Source organism: Streptomyces hiroshimensis (assembly GCF_014650335.1).
GTDB classification, from domain to species: domain Bacteria; phylum Actinomycetota; class Actinomycetes; order Streptomycetales; family Streptomycetaceae; genus Streptomyces; species Streptomyces hiroshimensis.
In genome coordinates this window covers 57516-75770 of sequence record NZ_BMUT01000003.1, presented here as the reverse complement: position 1 = coordinate 75770, position 18255 = coordinate 57516, and the positions used below count along the sequence as shown (strand labels likewise).

Here is an 18255-nt window from a genome sequence, read left to right as displayed (position 1 = left end):
CCCACACCAACGGGGCGCCACCGCCCTCGCCGCATGTCGGCGAACGTCGTTCCCCTGCTCGCTGACCTGTCTTCCCACGGCTCAGAGGCGTTCGTGATGGTGCCGGACGTCGTCCGGGCCGGGGCGTGTCCGTGAGCGGAAGGTGCGGCGGTAGGTGTCCGGGGGTACTCCGACCGTGCGGTTGAAGTGCCGGCGCAGCGTCGTGGCGGTGCCCATGCCGGTGGCTGCTGCGATGGTCTCGACGCTGTCGTCGGTGGTCTCCAGCAACTCCTGGGCGTAACGGATGCGCTGGGTCAGCAGCCACTGCAGCGGGGTGGTGCCGGTCACCGACCTGAAGTGGCGGCCCAGGTTGCGCGAGCTCATCCGCGCCCGGCGGGCCAGGTCCTCCACGGTCAGCGGCTGGTCCAGCCGTTCGGTCACCCAGGGGAGCAGTTCGGCGAGCGGGTGGTTGTCCGGAGCGGGCACCGGGGTGGTGACGAACTGGGCCTGTCCGCCGGCCCGGTGCGGCGGCACGACCAGGCGGCGGGCGACCGCGTTGGCGACCGACGAGCCGCGGTCGAGGCGGATGAGGTGCAGACACAGGTCCAAGGCGGCCGCCTTGCCGGCGGAGGTGAGCACGCTGCCGTTGTCCACGTAGAGGACGTCCGGATCCACTTCCACCCGGGGGTAGCGGGCTGCGAGAGCCTCAGTGTGCGCCCAGTGCGTGGTCGCGCGCCGCCCGTCCAGCAGGCCCGCGGCGGCCAGCACGAACGCGCCCGTGCAGAGGGAGGCCACGCGCGCCCCGGCTTCGTGAGCAGCGCGTACCGCGTCGACCAGATCGGCGGGCGGGTCCTCGTCGAGGTCGGCCCAGCCCGGGACGATCACGGTGCCGGCGAGCGGGAGCCGGTCGAGGCCGTGGTCGGGCTCCAGCCGGAACCGGCCGGCTCGTGCGGGCCCCGGCCCGCAGACGGCGACGCTGTACCAGGGATCGGCCACGCCGGGCGGAGCGGCGGCGAAGACCTCGTAGGCCAAGGACAGTTCGAAGTGCAGCATCCCGTCGGTGACGGCCAGCGCGATGGAGTCCACGTCCGGAATTGTACGGGTCATGGCGTTCCGGACACTCGTGCGGGACACCGCACCCTCGTCAGGATGTCCGTGTCGGTTCACAACGGATCACGGATCACGGATCACGGATCATTTGAGTACGGGGGAGAAACCATGGGATCGGGACTCACGGTGGCGGTGTTCGGCGCGTACGGGCACACCGGGCGCTTCGTGGTGGCACAACTGCGGGATCGCGGGTTCGTTCCGGTTCTGTCCGGGCGTGACCCCGGCAAGCTGAAGGCGCTGGCGGCATCCGGCCCCGGGCTCGACGTCCGTACGGCGTCGGTCGACGACCCGGCCTCGCTCGACCGCGCACTGGCCGGTACGGCGGCAGTGATCAACTGCGCCGGGCCGTTCGCCACCACGGCCGCCCCCGTGATCGAGGCGGCCCTGCGGGCCGGGATCCCGTATGTGGACGTGGCAGCCGAGATCGAGGCCAACGTCGATACGTTCGCGCGCTTCACCGACCGTGCCCGCGCCGCAGGAGCGGTGATCGTCCCCGCGATGGCCTTCTACGGCGGTCTCGGTGACCTGCTGGTCACCGCGGCGATGGGCGACTGGACGGCGGCGGACGAGGCGCATGTCGCCTACGCGCTGAGCAGCTGGCACCCCACTGCCGGGACCCGCGCCACGAGCCAGGTCGCCCGTGAGCGGCGCAACGGCCGACGGTTCCTCTACACCGGCGGGCGGCTGGAACACCGCTATGACGCCCCGCCTGCGCTTCAGTGGCCTTTCCCCGACCCTATGGGCTCCCGGGCCGTCATAGGGGAGTTCACGATGGCCGATGTCATCACCATCCCCAGCCACCTGCCCATTCCCGAGGTGTGCACCTATATGACGGTCGAGGCGGCCAGGGAAGTGACGGCCCCCGACACGCCGGCGCCCGTCGCGACCGACGAGCACGGGCGGTCCGCGCAGACCTTCCTCGTCGATGCCGTCGTGCGCTCCGGCAGCACTGAACGGCGCGCAGTGGCCCGGGGCCAGGACATCTACGCCGTTACCGCACCGCTCGCGGTGGAGGCGGTACACCGCATCCTCACGGGAGAGACCAGGACGGTCGGTGTGGCCTCGGCGGGCGAGATCTTCGACGCCCCCGGCTTCCTCCGTGCGCTGTCCCCGCACGTCTCCTGTGAATTTCCTCTGTAGCAGAAGGACGTAGCGGTATATGGCTGTGCTCACCAGGCCGGAGGCCGAGAGCGGTCGCCGCCCTCGATCTCCTCCGGCCGGTCGAGGGGGCCGGAGTCCGTCCGGCGCAGGATTCCGGGATCGGGAGGGAAATCCTCGTTGTGCGGACGGTTCCAGTACCGCCGTGTTCGTGGAAGCGGTATCTCCGTGAGCCTGCCGTCGTGGATCATCCACAGACCGAAGCAGTCGTCCTCCTCGTCGTGGATCAGCACCTGCAGCGTCTCCGGCCGGGGCCACGCCAACGACTCCAGGTGTTTCAGCAACCCTGAACGCGGTCGCATCTGCACAAACTCCGCACCCCAGCCGAACCCCCACATCCCCCCGGGCCTCATCTCGGAAAAACTTCCCCGCCAGGGGCGCGTGTCGTCCGGGCGCGTCAGCGGTTCCATGACCTCGTCTGCGTCCTGCGCCAGGACGATGACCTCAGCGATTCTGCTCATGCCGGAATCTCAGCGCCCACCACGCTCTCGTCGCAACCGAGTTCAGTCGCTGATCAGTCGGGGGGATAGTCCTTACGGTGGCCCCAGCCGAGGACATCCTGCTCAGGTGGGGTCTTGTAGACGTCGTCCCTCGCCTTTTCCGGTTCCGGTTCCGGCGTTTTCCCTTTCCCGGTTCCTGCCGCCTTGTCCTGCCGCTTGCGTCCGTCTTCGGAGGCATGGGCTTCCTTGTGTTTCCTCTTTGGCAGCCAAGTCATGGCGCAACCCCCGTCCCTCTCACTTCGATCCCGTTTTCAGGCTCACACGCATACGCGGAGTACGCATCCCGCCCCACCGCACCCACCTCCACGGCCCCCACGGTCGCCACAGACCCCGAACATCTGTTAACTGAGCGTGACGGGTCGAGTGGGTATGTCACGCTTCGCACGGTGGAATTCGTACGGTGGAAGGTGCGCGGCCGAGCAGATGGCGGGCTGTTCGGGTGCGAGGTGGGCCTGGTCGGCGAAGCCGGCGTCGGCAGCCAAGGGTCGAGCCGCTCCCCCTTCCGGCGGAGGTGGTCGGGACCGAGGGAGGAGGTGACCGGCGCCGCCGGCTCCCTAGCGTCGGGGCCATGCATTCACCGAACCTCCGACACCTCCGACACCTTCAACGCCGACGATTCGTCGGTGCGCTCGGGCTCGCCCTGGCCGTTCCCCTGGTGAGCCCGCGGCTCGCCGAGGCCGCGGCAACCGCCGGTGGCGCACGGCCCGTGACCATGACACTGCCCGCTCCGACCGGGCCGTACCCGGTCGGCACGGCAACGCTGCATCTCATCGACCGGACGAGAACCGACCCATGGCTCACCGCGCGGGCTCCGCGGGAACTGATGGCAACCGTCTGGTACCCGGCCCGGCCGGCACCAGGTCGACCGGCTGCCCGTCAGCTGCCGCCCGGAGTGGCGGCCGAGTGGCAGCAACTCGTGGAGACGAAGGAGGACTTCTCCATCAGGCCCGGGGGCGCCGACTGGGCGGCCACCCGGACGCACGCCGTCACCTGCGCCCCGGTGAGGCGTGGGCGCGGAGGCATCCCCGTGATCCTGTATTCGCCGGGCAGGAACGTGCCGCGGGGGTTCGGCACCGTCTTGGCGGAGGAACTGGCGAGCCGTGGCTACCTGGTGGTGGCTGTCGACCACACCCACGAGACGATCGCCGTGGAATTCCCGGACGGCCGGGTGACCCCCGTCCTGGACGCGACGGAGGAAGCCACGTTGCGGACGCTGGTCGACGTACGGGTGGCCGACATCCGCTTCGTGCTCGACTGGTTGGAGGTGCTCAACCGCGGAGGCGCACCCGGCGCCGGCCGTCGACCGTTCCCGCCCGGCATCATCGGGTGCGCGGACCTGACCTCGGTCGGCATGTTCGGCCACTCGATCGGAGGCGCCACTGCCGCCCAGGCGATGCATGACGACCCGCGTATCGGCGCGGCCGCAGACCTGGACGGAGCAGTCGGCGCAGGCTCGAACGCGGTGGGCTCTGTGGTCGACGACGGCCTCGACCAGCCGTTCCTCCTGATGAACAGCGTGCTCGGCAACCACCGCGACGAAGTGCTGGCAACCCTGTGGAAACACCTACGGGGCTGGCGCCGCAACCTGCAGATGCCCTCGGCAGGCCACTACGCCTACACCGACCTCCAGGCGCAGCTGCCGCCCGTCGCCGGCACCGGGAACATGCCCGCGGACAAGCTGACCGGGCTTGTCGGCACCGTCGACCCCGCCCGCTCCGTCCGTGCGCAACGCGTCTACCTGAGCGCATTCTTCGATGTGCACCTGAGGCATCACCCGGATCGCGGCCTCTTCGACGGCCCTTCGGCGGCCTACCCGGAGATGTCGTTCATCGACTGAGACTCTTCGGCCCTGCCGCGTCCATGAATGCCGGCGATGGGACGCCACGGCCTGACGCGGTGGGTGTCACCCGCCACCAGGGCTGTCGACGCGGCCCGGATCCGCTGTCCGATTGTCCGGGTAATGTGACCGTCGGGACCGGCCCGGAGGCCACGGTTTGCAGCGTGGGGGATTCTCTCGTGTCTCGCCGGCGGCCGAGGGCCGGGCGGGGGAGGAGGGCGAGGAAGGACACAGGGTGAGCGGCAGTAAGGGCTATGGGACGCGTCCCGAGGCGATCCGGCATGTTCTGGAGGCAGTGGGAGACTCGGCGATGCTGCTCACCTATGCCGAAGACCGAGCCTTCGCCTCCTTGAGCCTGAACCGCTTTCCGTCCGTCGGATCGGTGCGGCTGGACTGGAGCGGCGCCGAGGTGATCGAGTGGCGTGACGGCTTCGACCCCGCGGAACTGCGCAGGACGGTGCGTGCGCACGCCGCCACGGACGAGCTGGCCGTCGTGTTCTGGGACAACTTCGTCATACCGTCGATCGCCTTGGACGCCGCGCTGGTGGCCGACCACGCGGAGGCGGTGCTGGAGTGGGCTGCCCGGTGCTGGATCTTCCTCGCCGACAGCGGATTGCTGATCGAATTCCAGGACGGCGAGGGGTTGACGGTGGCGCGGATACCCGAGCCGGTTGCCGTCCTGCCCTCGTAGGGGCCGTCGGCGGCCCCGCTCCGGCACCGTACGCATCCACTACCTCTTGACGGTACGTCAGGAGCCCGCGCGCGCCGCCTCTTCGTCTCGCCGGGTCCCGCCCTCTTCATGCTCACGTCACTTTTCGGTCACCCGTGCGCCCTCTTGCAGTGGTGATCTTGCCGACGGACACGTTGCACACCGGAAGGAACAAGGTTGATGTTCGTCGGGAAGCTCCGCACCGCCGCATTCGCCGCCCTGGCGGCCCTCGCGCTGCCTGCCGCGTCGCTGGGCACCGCCTCCGCCGCCGAAGCCGCCTCGTCGCGGGGCGTGCCCGGCTACGAGACCTGGCAGGCCGACGTCCGGAAGGCCGTCGGCCCGGCCGTCCCGTGGCTCCAGGACCGCGTCGGCCGGGGTGGCGGAAGGCTCGCCGTCGTACTGGACATCGACAACACCGCGCTGGAGACCCACTACCACCCGGGACAGCCTGACAAGCCGGTCCTCAAGGTGGCCCAGTGGGCGAAGGAGCACCGGGTGTCGGTCCTGTTCGTCACCGCCCGCACCTCCTCGTCGTCCGCCCGGAAGCAGCTGAAGGACGCCGGCTACCCCGTGGACGCCATATGTACGCGCGAGCACGGCGAGAGCAAGGACGAGGGCAAGGAGCGCTGCCGCGAGGAACTCACCCGCGACGGCTATACGATCACCGCCAACATCGGCAACCGGCCCACCGACTTCGAGGGCGGCTTCTACGAGAAGGCCTTCAAGCTGCCCGACTACGACGGTCTGCTGTCCTGAACCGAACCGGCCGTCCCGGCGGTGTTGGAAGCGATTGCGCCTCGGTCAACGGCCGGATGCCCTGCTGTCAGCGGGGCGTCCCCCGCCTCCGCGACCCGGGCCGTACCGGCCCGGGGTCTCCCGCCGCGGACCCCGGATGGCCCAATCGCTCGCGCTACCGCCCGCGCCGCCGCCCCACGCGAGGTAGGAAGGAGAGAACCAATGCGTAGCGGGGCGCGGGGAAAGGGAGCAGTCCGGAATGCGCATCGCTGTCGACCTCAATCGCTGTCAGGGATACGCGCAGTGCGTGTTTCTCGCCCCGGGCGTGTTCGAGCTGCATGGCGACGAGGCGCTGATGTACACGCCCGCCCCGCCCGCTGATCAGCGTGAACGTGTGCTGCGGGCCGCGGCGGCCTGTCCCGTGCAGGCCATTGTCACCGGCGAGCCGGTCGGCTCGGAGGGCCCGTATGTCCGGTAACGGGCGGGACGGGCAGGACGGGAAGGACAGGCGGGACAGGCAGGGCGTGAGGGACATGCGCGACGGGCGGATCGTCATCGTCGGCGCGTCGCTGGCCGGGCTGCGTGCCGCCGAGGCGTTGCGCGACGAGGGGTTCAGCGGCTCGCTGACCCTGGTGGGGGAGGAGCCGCACCCTCCCTACGACAGGCCGCCGCTGTCGAAACAGGTGCTGCTCGGCCGGGTACGTGCACAGGACTGCGGGCTGCCCGCCCGGCGGGAGACGGACGCGCAGTGGATGCTCGGTGTACGGGCCACCGGACTCGACCCGGCAGGGAAGCGCGTGCTCCTGGGCAACGGGGATCAGCTGCCCTACGACCGGCTGCTGATCGCCACCGGCACCCGGGCCCGGCCCTGGCCCGACTCCGGCGAGGCTGCCCTGGACGGGGTGTTCACGCTGCGCACCAGCGATGACGCGGGCCGCCTCGCCGAGCGTCTGGAATCCGGGCCGCGCCGCGTCCTCGTGATCGGCGCCGGGTTCACCGGCTCGGAGATCGCCTCGGCCTGCCGGGAGCGCGGCCTGGAGGTGACCGTCGCCGAACGCGGCCGCGCACCCCTGATCGGCGCGCTGGGGGCGACGGCCGGCGCCTTCGCGGCGACATTGCAGCGGGCGCACGGGGTCGACCTGCGCTGCGAGGTGACCGTCACGGCTCTCCGGGGCAGCGGCGGCCGCCTGACGGGGGCGGAGTTCTCCGACGGCAGCCGGATCGACGCCGATGTGGCCGTGGTCGCGCTGGGCGCGGTCCGCAACACCGAATGGCTGGCCGACTCCGGCCTCGCCGCGGGACCCCGTGGGGTGGCCTGTGACGCGGGATGCCGGGCTTTCGACATGTACGGGATCGTCACCGACGACATCTTCGTCGCCGGTGACGTCGCCCGTTTCCCCCACCCGCTCTTCGAATACCAGATGCTCGCCCTCGAACACTGGGGCAACGCCGTCGCCCAGGCCGAGGTGGCGGCCCACAACATGGTCAGCCCGGCGACGCTCAGACGCCCTCACCTGGCGGTGCCCGCCTTCTGGTCCAGCCAGTTCGGCCTCAACATCAAGTCCGTCGGCGTGCCGACCTTCTCCGATCAGGTCGTCATCGCCCAAGGCTCGCCGGAGGAGCGTCGCCTGGTCGCGGTCTACGGCTACCGGGGGCGCGTCACGGCCGCGGTCAGCGTCAACATGGCGAAGTGGCTGGACTACTACCGGCATCTGATCGAAACGGCCGCGCCGTTCCCGCCCGGCCCCGGTGCCGCCGACGGCGTCGCGGGCAGCGAGCCCGTCCCCTCCGACGTGCCGGACCCCCACGTGCTCTCGCACGGCCCGACCGTCGCCCTCACCGGCCATCTGCCCGACCGTCGCCTGACCCTGCTGCGGCCGGACAGCTGACCTCACCGGCTCGCCCCCATGGCCCGCCCACCCGGTTCGCCCCCACGGCTCGCCCCCTCACGAGGAGCCACATGTCCGCCGACACCCTCTTCCGCCGGATCAGTGACTACGCCAACCGTGCCGACCCCTACCCGCTGTACGAGGAACTCCGCGAGAAGAAAGTCGCACGGCAGGAAGACGGCAGCTACCTCGTGGGCACGTACCACGAGATCGCCACGCTGCTCCACGACCCGCGGATCAGCTCGGACCGCCGTAACCGCACCGAACCGGATGACACCCTGCAAGGGGCGGACCAGCTCCCACCGGCCTTCATCTCGGTCGACGACCCCGAACACGAGCGCCTGCGCAGCCTGGTCATGCGCCCCTTCGGGCCGCCCCACACCCCGCAGCGCATCGACGCCCTGCACGGTGACATCACCCGCATCGCCGAGGAACTGGCCGGTGCGCTCCGGAACGAGGACAGCATCGACCTCGTCGACGACTTCGCCTTTCCGCTCCCTGTCACCGTCATCTGCCGGCTCTTCGGCGTGCCGCACGACGACGTACCGCAGATCCACACCTGGGCCGACGCGATCGTGGACAGCCTGGACCCCGCCGCCGGCGAAGACCCCGCACCACGCCGGAACGCCGCACTGGAGGCACGGTCGGCCATGGGCATGTACCTGGGGGAGCTCGCCGGGAAACGGCGCGGTCACCCCACCGACGACATGCTCTCCGCCCTCGTCAACGACGAAAGCCCTCAGGAGCGCCTCACGCAGCCGGAACTGATGTCCTCCATGGTCCTGCTGCTCATCGCCGGCCACGAGACCACCGTCAACCTCATCACCAACGGCATGCTCACCCTGCTGCGCAACCCCGACGCGCTCGAACGGCTCCGCAACGAACCGGCTCTGATGCCCGGCGCGGTGGAGGAACTGCTGCGTTACGAACCGCCCGTCCAGTTCCTGCCCCAGCGCACCCCGCTGGCCGACATCGAGGTCGCGGGCGTCACCATCCCCAAGGGCGCGCCCCTCATCCTCGTGCTCGCCTCCGGCAACCGTGACCCCCTGCGCTTCCCCGACCCCGACCGCTTCGAACCGGCACGCGAGGACAACCAGCACTTCGGCTTCGGCAGCGGCATCCACAGCTGCTTCGGCGCACCACTGGCCCGGATCGAGACACAGATCGCGCTGAACACGCTCCTGCGCCACCCCGGCAACCCGCGCCTGCTCGAAGACCCGCCGCCGTACCGCCGCAGCCCGGTTCTGCGCGGGCCACGCCACCTGCCCATCGCGTACACATAGGCAACACCCCATCGCTGACACCACTCGCTCACACCACATCGGCAAGACCGCACGAGGCATCGGCCGGATTGACGTCTTTACACCTCTCTTCCCGGCAAGAAGAGTGACCTCTTCCGTCCCGGTTCCGGGCATTGCCCGTACCGACTCAGTGCCTGACCTCCAGGTCTACCGGGCCTTCCGGGCCCTTCAGATCTTCAGGTCTTCCAAGTCCTCCAGGAGCCGATGTGTTACCCGACTTATCCCGCCGAGCCGGCCTGTTCCGCCTTTCCCGTCTCAGATCCCAGCGGCTCGTCCTGCTCGCCCTGGTGGCCGTCATCGTCGCGCTCCTGCCCGTGCTGGGCGCGCGCGACGGCGGGGTCGCCGCCGCCGAGGAGCAGGGCGCCCGCCCGCCGCGCCCGCACCACGCCGCGGCACCCGCCTCGGCCATGGAGCCGGCGGCGCCCGTCCTCTCCCGGGCGGGCTGGACCGCCACCGCGAGCGATGAGGAGACCGCCCGGGCCGACAACCGCGCCGCGAACGTGCTGGACGGCAAGGCCGACACGCTCTGGCACAGCCGGTGGTCGGGGAGCGCGGCTCCGATGCCGCACTCCCTGGTCATCGACATGCACCGCACCGAGGTGGTGTCCGCGCTCCTCTACCAGCCGCGCACCGACAGCCCCAACGGCCGTGTAGGCGAGTACGCCATCCACCTCAGCACCGACGGGCAGAACTGGGGCGCGGCCGTCGCGAGCGGCACCCTGGCCGACGACACGACCACCAAGACGCTGAGCTTCGCCGCCCGCGGCACGCGGTACGTCCGGCTGACCGCCACCTCCGAAGCGGGCAACCGCGGGCCCTGGAGCTCCGCCGCCGAGATCCGGCTGCTGGGCGACCCGGGGCTGCCTGCTTCCGTCGTCGACCTGCCGACCACCGGCTGGACCGCCTCCGCGAGCGACGAGGAGACGGCCCAGGCCGACAACCGCGCCGCCAACATCCTGGACGGAGACGCCGACACCCTCTGGCACAGCCGGTGGTCGGGGAGCGCGACGCCGTTGCCCCACTCCGTCACCATCGACATGCACCGCACGCAGACGGTCTCCGCGCTCACCTACCAGCCCCGGAAGTCCGGGTCCGGGGCCAACGGACGCATCGGCGCGTACTCCGTCGCCACCAGCCTCGACGGGGTCTCTTTCGGGAGTCCGGTGGCCGGTGGCGTATGGAAGGACGACGACACCGTCAAGAGCACCACGTTCACCCGGCCGGTCCCGGCCCGGTTCGTCCGGCTGACCGCCACCACCGAGGCCGGCAACCGCGGACCCTGGAGCTCCGCCGCCGAAGTCCGGCTGAGCGGCCCCGCCGACCCCGCCGTCTCCGGCACCTGGGACCGGGTCACCGGATTCCCGCTCGTCCCCGTGGCCACCGCCGTCCTGCCGAACAACAAGCTGCTGGCCTGGTCCGCGTACGCCATCGACCGGTTCGGGGGCAGCAACGGCTACACCCAGACCGCCATCATGGACCTCGGCACCGGGCAGGTCACCCAGCGCCGGGTCGACAACACCGGCCACGACATGTTCTGCCCCGGCATCGCCATGCTCGCCGACGGCCGGGTGCTGGTCACCGGCGGCAGCAACGCGTCCCGCGCCAGCATCTACGACCCCCGCACCGACACCTGGTCCGCCACCGGCGAGATGAACATCCCCCGCGGGTACCAGGCCATGACACTGCTCTCCAACGGCGAGGCGTTCGTGCTCGGCGGATCCTGGAGCGGCGCCCGCGGGGGCAAGGACGGCGAGGTGTGGTCCCCGGCGACCGGGAAGTGGCGGAGGCTGCCCGGCGTACCCGTCAAGGACACCATGACCGCCGACCCCGCCGGCCCCTACCGGGCCGACAACCACCAGTGGCTGCACGCCACTTCCCGCGGCCGGGTGCTGCACCTGGGTCCGAGCAAGCAGCTGAACTGGATCGACACCACCGGCAACGGCACCATCACGTCGGCGGGCACGCGCGCCGACAGCCCGGACGCCATGAACGGCAACGCCGTCTCCTACGACGTCGGCAAGCTCCTCACGCTCGGCGGCGCCACCGCGTACGAGAACGTGAACGCCACCCGCCGCGCCTACACCGTCGATCTCGGCGACGGCACCCGGCCGGTCAGCAAGCGCACGGGCGACATGGCCTACGCCCGCTCGTTCGGCAACAGCGTCGTCATGCCGGACGGCAAGGTGGCGGTGTTCGGCGGGCAGTCCTATCCGGTCCCCTTCAGTGACGCCACCTCGGTGATGACCCCGGAGATCTGGGACCCGGCGACGGGCGCCTTCACCAAGATGGCCAGCATGGCGGTCCCGCGTAACTATCACAGCGTGGCGAACCTGCTGCCCGACGGCCGGATCTTCTCGGGCGGCGGCGGGCTGTGCGGCGACTGCGCGACCAACCACTCCGACGGGGCCGTCTTCACCCCGCCGTACCTCCTCAACCCGGACGGCACCCGGAAGCCCCGCCCGGCCTTCACCACCACACCGCCCGCCAGGGTCGCGAACGGTGCCGTCCTGCCGGTGACGACCGACAAGCCGGTCACCGCCTTCTCCCTGGTACGAGCCGGAGCGGCGACCCATTCGGTCGACAACGACCAGCGGAGAGTCCCGCTGACCTTCCGGCAGACGGGCGCGACCTCCTATGAGCTGACCGTCCCCGGTGATCCCGGAGTGGCCCTGCCCGGCACCTACATGCTCTTCGCCCTCGACGCGGCGGGGGTTCCCAGCGTCGCCAAGATGATCACGATCGGCTGACCTTCGCCTGCGGGGCGTCCCGTAGCCCCGGGGCGCTCCCGTAGCCGCCGGTCAGCGTATGGCGTCCGCCATGACCGAGGACAAGGCCTCCAAAGCGAGGGGATACCCGTGCTCGGAGGGGGCGGCGAAGCCGATCAGCAGGCCTTCCGGTCGACCTTCCGGTAGGTCTTATCGAGGCGTACGCCACGACCAGGCTGAGCTGACCCCGACGGGATCGGATGCGCCGTCACCCCTCCCGACCGGGGCGGTCCTCCTGCCGTGCCAGGGGGGTGGCGGCCCAGCCGTGTTCCAGCAGGGTGAACAAGTCGCGCATGGTGCGGACCGCGTCGTCGCTTGCATTGGCGATGCCGGGGGCTTCCAGGGCGAAGCGTGCCAGGCCGGTGACAGTGGGGTCTTCCGGGGCGAGCCCGGTGGCCTCGGCGAGGGTGGCGGCCAGTGACTTCTCGTGGCGCCCCCACATGCGCCGGGCGTAGTCCCGCAGCGCAGGGGTGGATTCCACGAGGACGAACATGGGGTCGTCGGTCCGCACGGCGGTACGGGTGTGCACCATGTGGTCGCGCAGGGCGTGCAGCACGGACTGGCCGGGGGCCCGGTCGCGAACGGCGGTGACCAGGGCGCTCTCGATGTCCGCGTCCAGGTCGAAGATGAGGGCCTCCTTGCTGGGGAAGTGCTTGAAGAGCGTGCTCAGCGAGACGTCGGCCGCCTCCGCCACCTCGCGTACACCGACGTTGTCGAAGCCGCGCTCGGTGAACAGCCGCAGCGCGGCATCCGCCAGAGCCTGCCTGGTCTGAGCCTTCTTGCGCTCGCGGCGCCCTGTCGTCGTCCCGGTCGTCGTCTTGGCCATGCACCCACCCTACCCGCTTGAGGGCATCCGATCGTAAAGGCGATCGGATGGAAAGTCGGAGCAGTTGTACTTTTGGAGCTGCTGTGCTTCTGTGGGTGAGTAAGCCTGACCCGGCACTCAGCCGCCGACCCCGGGGCGCGTCCGCACACCGGAACGACTGATGTGCCATGCCCGGAACAGGGGCGTCAGGGCGTCACCGCAAAGACACCAGCACTCTCTTCACCATCGAACGGAGCGTGACCCTCGTGTCCACCACCCCTCGTATCGCGATCGCCGGCGCCGGCCTGGGCGGCCTCGTCTGCGCACGCGTCCTGCAGCAGCACGGCGTGCCGGTCACGGTCTTCGAGCGTGAGACCGACCCCGACTCCCGCTCGCAGGGCGGCTCTCTCGACATCGACGAAGACACCGGCCAGGCAGCCCTGCACGCAGCCGGGCTGTTCGACCGGTTCCTCGCCCTGTCCCGGCCCGAAGACCAGGAGTGGCACCTGTACGACCGCCACGCTTCCCTGATACGCCACGACCAGGCCGGCAAGGGCAATCTGAGCCGGCCCGAGATCGACCGTGGTCAGCTGCGCGCGCTCCTGCTGGAGTCCCTCGCCCCCGGCACGGTGCGCTGGGGCCACCCCGTAGAGGCAGTCACTCCGCTACCCCACGGTGCCGCTCGCCTGCACCACCACGACGGCACCACCGAGGAGTTCGACCTGGTCATCGGTGCCGATGGCGCCTGGTCCCGGGTACGCCCCGCGCTCTCCGACGCCCAGCCCTCCTACGCCGGTGTCACGATGGTGGAAGCCCACTTCGACGACATCGACCACCGCCACCCCGGCATCGCCCAGTTGGTCGGCCGCGGCACCATGGCGGCCAAGGCGGGTGGCCGCAGCCTGATGCTGCAGCGCAACAGCAACGGACACGCCCGCGCCTACATCACCTTCCGCGGCCCCCAGGACTGGCACGCCGGCCTCGACCTCGCGGACACCGAAGCCGTACGCGCGCGCCTCCTCGCCCGGTACCAGGGCTGGCACGAGAGGCTGCTGGACATCCTGCGCGAGAACGAAGGCGGTTTCATCAACCGGCCCATGTTCGTACTTCCCGTTCCCCACTCCTGGCAGCGCGTGCCCGGCATCACCCTGCTCGGCGACGCCGCCCACCTGATGCCGCCCGTCGGCGTCGGCGCCAACCTCGCCCTGCTCGACGGCGCCGAACTCGCCCAAGCCGTCATCGGCCACTCCACCGTCGACGCGGCCCTCGACGCCTATGAGAGCGCCATGCTGCCCCGCGCAACCGGGCACGCCAAGACCGCCCAGCACATGCTCGCCACTCTCATGCCCGACACCGGCTCCGACGACGCCCTCTTCCCCGACACCCTCTGGCCGTCCGACACCCTCCCGGACGCGCACCCCGCCCACACCAGCTGAGCCCGGCCACTAACGCATCGCGCCCTGCGGCGGGGACGGCCGGCTAGTCGCCGCCACCGTCGCCGCCCCCGCTGCTGTCCCCGCCATCGCCCCCACCGGAGTCGCTGCCGTCTCCGCCGTCTCCGCCGTCCGCGCCCCAGCCGTCGCTGCCGCCGGGCTCGTTGTCGTCGCCGCCCTTTCCGAGGTTGCTGAACCAGGGGAGGCCCCACCCTTCGTCGGTGGCGACCGGCTCACCCCCGTTCACGCGGCGCCGCTCCGACCGGAACCGCACCAAACCTGTCGTGTCCCCGAGCCCGAAGGCAACGGCGAAGACATGCGCCATGACGGCATCCAGCGGGTCGGGGCTCTCGTACCGTACGGGGGCCAGCGGCAGCAGTACCGTGCCCGGTTCGAGCACTGGTCGGCGCGGGGGACGCGTCAGGAGGACGACACGCCGCTCGTCGCGCAGCAGCCACGAACTCATCGCGTTCTCGCGCCGCAGCACCCAGTGCTGCCCGGGCAGCCTGGCCTCCGCGAAACTCTTGGACTTGCGCAGCTTCTTCTTGAGCACGAGCTCCGCCGCAACGTCGCCGACCGTCAGGCGCAGACCCTTGGACGGTTCGGTGGCGTCGCGGTAGAAGCCGTGCGGCGCTCGGATCCGTACGACGGGGGCACCGGGCCCCCAGACGTCCACGCGCACCAAACGCCGGTCCACGGCGACGGTGACGGGCCCGGCGGGCCCCGGCGCGAACCGCCGCGCGATCCACAGCGGTACGCCCTCGGCCCGGGCCCGGGCCGCCAGGCCGGCCACCTGCCCGGGCCCGCCGCACCGTCGCACCGCCAACTGCCCGAGCTTGTCGGCGAACGCGGCGGCCTGCCGCACCTTCACCGGTGTGGCGGTGCCGGTGACGCGGGTCACCGGGACGATTCCGGGCCCGTCCGGCAGCCGCTCCAGCGGGCGCTCCGCCCCGCCGCCTCCGAGCCAGCACGCGCGCTGGAACGCCTCAGCCATGGCACCGAGGTTCAGCTCACTCAACGGCGTGGTCACGCCGCCCCTCCGCAGCCCGTCCTCGGTCAGCTCCACGGTCCGCGCCAGCGGATTCCACGACCGCTCGCTATAGAGCACCTGGCTCACAACACCCCCATACCCACGTGGCCGGCTCAGCAGAGCCCACCCTCACACACCCCGGCCTCGCCCTGCCACCGAGGTGGTGGCCTGACCGGGGCGGAGTGCGCGGTGGCCGTATCAGTCCGCCTCGTACGCCGTTCTGGCCTCGACGACCTCCTGCAGGTGCATGCGAGTCCATTCGCAGGCGGTGTCCAGCGGTACGAGCAGCGAGCGGCCGAGCGCGGTCAGTTCGTACACCACGCGGGGCGGGTTCTCGTCGTGGACGGTCCGGGTCAGGAAGCCGTTGCGTTCCATCGAGCGGAGGGTCTCGGTGAGGACCTTGGGGGTGATCCAGTGCAGCGGGACTCGCAGCTCGGAGAACCGGCGCGGGCCGCCCTCCAAGCAGCGCAGCACCATCCCGGTCCACTTGTCGCCGACACGGAACGGCTGCGCCCGGTCGGAGCAGTCAGGGTCGTCGAACATCTCGGCGTTCAATTCCGCGTTCAATTCTGCGTTCAAAGTCGTGCTCATCCGCCCGACGCTAGCCCAGTACCTTTGCAGTAACCAGGCACCCCTGTCCTACGGTCACCGTCATGAGCAACGACATCATCATTTTCGGAGCAGGCGGACGGGTCGGCAGGGCGGCTGTGGCGGAGGCGGTAACCCGCGGCCACCGGGTGACGGCGGTGGTCCGCGACCCCGCGAAGTATCAGGACCTGGGCGGCGAACGCGTCACCGTCGTACAGGGAGACGTGACCGACCCGCGATCGGTGGCGGCCCTGGCCGCAGGCCATGACGCTGCGCTCAACGCCTCGGTGCGCCTCGACATCGGCTCGGAGGAGTACTTCACCGCGGCGGCAAGAGCGCTGATCGCGGGATTGGCGGAGGCAGGGGTACGGCGGCTGCTGACCTTGGGCATCGCCACGACGCTGGAGACGGCCCCGGGCGTACGGATCATGGACGGCCCGGAGTTCCCCGAGGCGTGGCGGGCTTTCGCTCAAGGACATGTCGCGGAATACGAACTCCTCTCCACGGCGGGCCCGGACCTCGACTGGCTGATGGTCGTGCCGCCGCTGGACCTGAACGCGGACGCCGAACCCACCGGCAGTTACCGGACGGCGGTCGGAACGGTACTGGACGGCCCCGGCCGGATCTCGCACGCAGATCTCGCGATCGCCGTGCTGGACGAGATCGAGACGCCGCGCCACAGCCGCGTGCAGTTGGCAGTCAGCAGGTGACAAGCGAACTCCGACCGGCGTCAACGCCGAACCACCTCGGCAAGTGGCGCAGCAGATCCCGCTGCTCCTCACCGGCCCACGCCACATGCCCGTCCGGCCGCAGGAGTACGGCGGGCACGTCCAGTTCCTCGCCGGCGTCGACGACGTGGTCGACCCGGTCCGCCCAGCCCTCCACCGACAGCCGTCCGGTCTGGTCGAGCAGGAGCCCTCGGCCGCCGTGCATCAGGTCGTAGAGGCGACCCCGCTTGAGCCCCACGTCCCGCATCCGCCGGCCCAGCAGTTCGTGGCCCTCGCCGAAGTCGTAGCGGACCGCCAGCGCTGTGATGATCCCGGTCACGTACCGGTTCGCCTCCTCGAAGTCCAGCAGCTTCGAGAGCAGCTCCCGTAGCGCGGTCGCACCCGGATCCGCCCCCAGCAGTGTCATCTGTGCGCGAGTGTTGTTCAGTACGCGGGTGCCCACCGGGTGCCGTTCGGCGTGGTAGGTGTCCAGGAGGCCCTCCGGTGCCCAGCCGTTCACCTCGGCGGCCAGTTTCCAGCCGAGGTTGAACGCGTCCTGCACGCCCAGGTTGAGCCCCTGACCGCCGGTCGGCGGGTGGACGTGCGCCGCGTCGCCGGCCAGCAGCACCCGGCCGACCCGGTAGCGCTCGGCCTGCCGGGTGGCGTCACCGAACCGGGACAGCCAGCGCGGCGAGTGCACGCCGAAGTCCGTGCCTGCGAACGCCTGCAGCCGCTGCTTGAACTCCTCCAGCGTCGGCGCGGTCGCACGGTCCTCGGCCACCGCTTCGGCGGGCACGACGACGCGGTACGTCCCGTCCCCGTTGGGGATGGCGCCGAACCGCAGCTGGGTCTTGCGGACTTCCTCGACGGCGGAGGCGACCGTCGCCGGATCCTCGGTCAGTTCCATGTCGCCCAGCAGCGTCTCGACCTTGGCGGGCTCACCGGGGAAGCCGACGCCGAGCAGCTTGCGCACCGTACTGCGGCCGCCGTCGCAACCGACGAGGTAGCGCGAGCGCAGGCGCGTACCTCCCCCGCCGGCTACGCCTTCATCGGCTACGCCCTCATCGGCGGGGGTGCCTCCACCTGCCAGCTCGACGCTCACCCCGTCCTCGTCCTGGCTCAGCCCGACCACCTCGCAGCCGCGCCGGATCTCGGCGCCGAGTTCGAGCGCACGCTCATTGAGCAGCCGTTCCGTATCCGGCTGCAGCGTGGAAAGGCCGTACGGGTGCGCCGTGTCCATCCGGTCCGGCCACGGCTTGTAGACGCCGCCGAAGAAACCGCCGACCTGGAACTTCTCACCGACTGCGAGGAACCGGTCCAGCAGGCCGCGCTGGTCCATGATCTCGACGCTGCGCGCGTGCAGGCCGCGCCCGCGGGACTCTTTGGTCGGCTCGGTCAGTTTCTCCAGCACGACCACGTGCACGCCGTGCAGCCGCAACTCGCAGGCCAGCATCAAGCCCGTAGGTCCGCCGCCGACCACGATCACATCAATCATCGAAACGCCCATTCAGCGAGATTGGATTCATTTCCGCAGGTTCCGGCCGTGGCCGACCATTCTGCGGCCCGACCCGGGCCTTGCCGCAAGCCCCCCGGTGCGCTATAAGTTAAGAGTGGCAAGGAGTGGGTAACCTCCTTGCCTTTGTCTTTTGCCGGCTGTCTTTTGCCGGCCTGAGCCCTCGCCGGAAGCTCGTTGTCAGTGGAGGCCCCTA

The 18255-nt window shown here is 70.6% G+C and carries 18 protein-coding genes; 10 read left to right on the top strand and 8 right to left on the bottom strand.

What is annotated here, in order from left to right:
* Positions 1–81: 81 nt before the first annotated feature.
* Complete coding sequence (locus IE241_RS09110) at positions 82–1065, bottom strand: helix-turn-helix domain-containing protein (protein WP_190021159.1); 984 nt, start codon at positions 1063–1065, stop codon at positions 82–84.
* Between the two features lie 132 nt (positions 1066–1197).
* On the opposite strand from IE241_RS09110, the gene IE241_RS09105 reads away from it, so the two are divergent.
* Positions 1198–2229 (top strand): saccharopine dehydrogenase family protein, encoded by a 1032-nt coding sequence (locus tag IE241_RS09105; protein ID WP_190021158.1) that lies wholly within the window; start codon positions 1198–1200, stop codon positions 2227–2229.
* Positions 2230–2258: 29 nt separating this feature from the next.
* On the opposite strand, the gene IE241_RS09100 is transcribed toward IE241_RS09105, so the two are convergent.
* The 3 genes from IE241_RS09100 to IE241_RS34105 all read right to left on the bottom strand — a co-directional run bounded on the left by IE241_RS09100 (position 2259) and on the right by IE241_RS34105 (position 3770).
* A complete protein-coding gene (locus IE241_RS09100; RefSeq protein ID WP_190021157.1) occupies positions 2259–2708 on the bottom strand; it encodes a hypothetical protein in 450 nt (149 codons plus the stop codon).
* Between the two features lie 53 nt (positions 2709–2761).
* Positions 2762–2962 carry a hypothetical protein gene (locus tag IE241_RS09095; RefSeq protein WP_190021156.1) on the bottom strand — a complete coding sequence of 67 codons (201 nt, stop codon included), beginning with the start codon at positions 2960–2962 and terminating at the stop codon, positions 2762–2764.
* A gap of 661 nt (positions 2963–3623) precedes the next feature.
* On the bottom strand, positions 3624–3770 hold the full coding sequence (locus IE241_RS34105) for a hypothetical protein (protein WP_229899007.1): 147 nt from the start codon (positions 3768–3770) through the stop codon (positions 3624–3626).
* Between IE241_RS34105 and IE241_RS34100 the strand changes: the two genes are divergently transcribed.
* The 7 genes from IE241_RS34100 (at position 3748) to IE241_RS09060 (ending at position 11965) form a co-directional block, all read left to right on the top strand.
* Positions 3748–4584, top strand: a complete 837-nt coding sequence (locus IE241_RS34100; protein WP_373300640.1) for an alpha/beta hydrolase family protein — start codon at positions 3748–3750, stop codon at positions 4582–4584. The genes IE241_RS34105 and IE241_RS34100 overlap by 23 nt on opposite strands.
* Positions 4585–4819: 235 nt before the next feature.
* Positions 4820–5275 carry a hypothetical protein gene (locus tag IE241_RS09085; RefSeq protein ID WP_190021154.1) on the top strand — a complete coding sequence of 152 codons (456 nt, stop codon included), beginning with the start codon at positions 4820–4822 and terminating at the stop codon, positions 5273–5275.
* Positions 5276–5473: 198 nt separating this feature from the next.
* Positions 5474–6049 carry an HAD family acid phosphatase gene (locus IE241_RS09080; RefSeq protein ID WP_190021153.1) on the top strand — a complete coding sequence of 192 codons (576 nt, stop codon included), beginning with the start codon at positions 5474–5476 and terminating at the stop codon, positions 6047–6049.
* Between the two features lie 238 nt (positions 6050–6287).
* Positions 6288–6506 (top strand): ferredoxin, encoded by a 219-nt coding sequence (locus IE241_RS09075; protein WP_190021152.1) that lies wholly within the window; start codon positions 6288–6290, stop codon positions 6504–6506.
* Positions 6507–6561: 55 nt separating this feature from the next.
* Positions 6562–7917, top strand: a complete 1356-nt coding sequence (locus IE241_RS09070) for an NAD(P)/FAD-dependent oxidoreductase (protein ID WP_190021495.1) — start codon at positions 6562–6564, stop codon at positions 7915–7917.
* A 71-nt stretch (positions 7918–7988) separates the two neighbouring features.
* Positions 7989–9200, top strand: coding sequence for a cytochrome P450 (locus tag IE241_RS09065; RefSeq protein ID WP_190021151.1), 1212 nt, complete (start codon positions 7989–7991; stop codon positions 9198–9200).
* 224 nt (positions 9201–9424) lie between these two features.
* The gene (locus tag IE241_RS09060; RefSeq protein ID WP_229899003.1) at positions 9425–11965 is read left to right on the top strand and encodes a discoidin domain-containing protein; all 2541 of its coding nucleotides are present in this window, start codon (positions 9425–9427) and stop codon (positions 11963–11965) included.
* 226 nt (positions 11966–12191) lie between these two features.
* On the opposite strand, the gene IE241_RS09055 is transcribed toward IE241_RS09060, so the two are convergent.
* Positions 12192–12809, bottom strand: a complete 618-nt coding sequence (locus IE241_RS09055) for a TetR/AcrR family transcriptional regulator (RefSeq protein WP_190021150.1) — start codon at positions 12807–12809, stop codon at positions 12192–12194.
* Between the two features lie 245 nt (positions 12810–13054).
* On the opposite strand from IE241_RS09055, the gene IE241_RS09050 reads away from it, so the two are divergent.
* Positions 13055–14224 (top strand): FAD-dependent oxidoreductase, encoded by a 1170-nt coding sequence (locus IE241_RS09050; protein ID WP_190021149.1) that lies wholly within the window; start codon positions 13055–13057, stop codon positions 14222–14224.
* Between the two features lie 43 nt (positions 14225–14267).
* On the opposite strand, the gene IE241_RS09045 is transcribed toward IE241_RS09050, so the two are convergent.
* Complete coding sequence (locus IE241_RS09045) at positions 14268–15338, bottom strand: hypothetical protein (RefSeq protein ID WP_190021148.1); 1071 nt, start codon at positions 15336–15338, stop codon at positions 14268–14270.
* A 111-nt stretch (positions 15339–15449) separates the two neighbouring features.
* Positions 15450–15842 carry a winged helix-turn-helix transcriptional regulator gene (locus IE241_RS09040; protein WP_190021147.1) on the bottom strand — a complete coding sequence of 131 codons (393 nt, stop codon included), beginning with the start codon at positions 15840–15842 and terminating at the stop codon, positions 15450–15452.
* Positions 15843–15904: 62 nt separating this feature from the next.
* On the opposite strand from IE241_RS09040, the gene IE241_RS09035 reads away from it, so the two are divergent.
* Positions 15905–16549, top strand: a complete 645-nt coding sequence (locus IE241_RS09035) for an NAD(P)-dependent oxidoreductase (protein WP_190021146.1) — start codon at positions 15905–15907, stop codon at positions 16547–16549.
* Here IE241_RS09035 and rox read toward each other — a convergent pair.
* Entirely contained in the window at positions 16539–18041 is a 1503-nt protein-coding gene (gene rox, locus IE241_RS09030; protein WP_190021493.1) for a rifampin monooxygenase, read from the bottom strand. The genes IE241_RS09035 and rox overlap by 11 nt on opposite strands.
* Between the last annotated feature and the right edge of the window lie 214 nt (positions 18042–18255).